The organism is Streptomyces sudanensis (assembly GCF_023614315.1).
Classification (GTDB): domain Bacteria; phylum Actinomycetota; class Actinomycetes; order Streptomycetales; family Streptomycetaceae; genus Streptomyces; species Streptomyces sudanensis.
This window is the reverse complement of sequence record NZ_CP095474.1, coordinates 2,367,073-2,368,388: the sequence shown is the minus strand read 5'-3', so window position 1 is coordinate 2,368,388 and position 1,316 is coordinate 2,367,073. Positions and strand designations below refer to the sequence as shown.

At 77.9% G+C, this 1,316-nt stretch carries 2 protein-coding genes and 1 pseudogene; all 3 read right to left on the bottom strand.

The features are described 5' to 3' along the window. Positions 1 to 138: 138 nt before the first annotated feature. Positions 139 to 513, bottom strand: coding sequence for a hypothetical protein (locus MW084_RS10910; RefSeq protein WP_010473703.1), 375 nt, complete (start codon positions 511 to 513; stop codon positions 139 to 141). 98 nt (positions 514 to 611) lie between these two features. Continuing rightward, entirely contained in the window at positions 612 to 1,046 is a 435-nt protein-coding gene (locus tag MW084_RS10905) for a roadblock/LC7 domain-containing protein (RefSeq protein ID WP_275563820.1), read from the bottom strand. A 36-nt stretch (positions 1,047 to 1,082) separates the two neighbouring features. Beyond that, positions 1,083 to 1,316: pseudogene (locus MW084_RS10900) on the bottom strand (transcriptional regulator); the annotation flags it as partial.

The following is a 1,316-nucleotide window of genomic DNA, read 5'->3' as shown; positions in this document are numbered from 1 at the left end:
GGGTACGGCCNGGGGCGGCTCCCGTGGCGGCCGGACCGCCGGCGCGTCACCGCGTGCCGGGCGGTGGACGCCACCGCGGGCGGCGCCGCACCCCTCCGGGCGGGGCGCCGCCGGCGCCCCGAAGGCGCCTCCCCGCCGTCAGACCTCCAGTTCGCTCTCGATCTTCCGGAGCTGGTGGCGGGCCATGCCCAGGTTCGCCCGGTTCTTGTCGAGCGCGAGGTAGAGGAAGAGGCCGCTGGTGCCGCGCCCCTTGAGGAGCCGGATCAGGTGGTACTGGGTGCCCAGCGTGATCAGCATGTCCTCGATGTCGTCCTGCAGGCCGAGCATCTCCATGGTGCGCACCTTCGCCCGCACCACGTCGGTGTTGCCGGCGGCGGCGACCGCGAGGTCCAGGTCCTTGCCGCCGCCGACCGTGCCGAGGGCCATGCCGCTCGTGTAGTCGACGAGCGCCGCGCCCAGGGCGCCGTCGATCGTCGTGGTCGCTTCCTTGAGGGCCGTCTCCACATTGGCCATGGACGCGCACTTCCTTTCCTGGGGTGTGTCGGGGATCGCCCCCCGGGCCCGTCGTGCCGGGCCGCAGGGGGTTCGTCGGGGGCGGGTACGGGGACCCGTCAGGCGGTACCGGGGTGTTCCAGGGCGCCGTCCACGAGTTCCGCGATGCGGGCGCCGGAGCGGCGGCCCTCCAGGTGGAGCCGGCCGACGTTGACGTGGGGCTCCGCGAGGAGGGTCAGCACCGCCGAGCCGCCCGCCGCGTACGCCGCCACGTAGCCGTGCCCGCCGCGCACCAGCAGCTCGTGGAACCCGCCGCGTCCCGTCGCCTCGGCGAGCCGCGCGGCGGCGCCGAGCGCGGCCGCCGTCAGCGCGGCGGCGCCCTCCGCCTCGACGTCCCCGGTGTCCTGGGCGAGGACCAGCCCGTCGAGGCCGGCGGCGAGCGCCCCGGTCAGCCGGGGGACGCGGGAGCGCAGCCGGCGCAGCTCCCCGAGCACGTGCGGTTCGGCCGCCATCAGCCGCCTCCTCTCGGCGCGCCGCCGCAGGGCGCGCCGCACGGCGGGGGCCTCGTGNNNGNCGNNCGACCCTGCCCCTTAAACCCGTGCCTCCAGGGCGTCGCGGACCCGGCGGAGCAGGGCGATGTCGGGGGGATCGGCCGCGGGAGGGGCGCCGCCCGGCGGTGCGGAGGCGGGGGTCTCGACGAGCCCGGCGGCGGCCAGGCGGCGGATCTCCAGCACGGTGTGGAAGGCCGGGCGGCCCAGGACCCAGGCGAGCTGCGCGGGGGTGCGCCTGCCGTCGGCGCGGGCCAGCAGGGCGCGGCCGCGGGC

Coding starts and splice junctions, on each gene's coding strand:
- MW084_RS10910 (WP_010473703.1), bottom strand. CDS start 513: ATGGCCAATGTGGAGACGGCCCTCAAGGAAGCGACCACGACGATCGAC.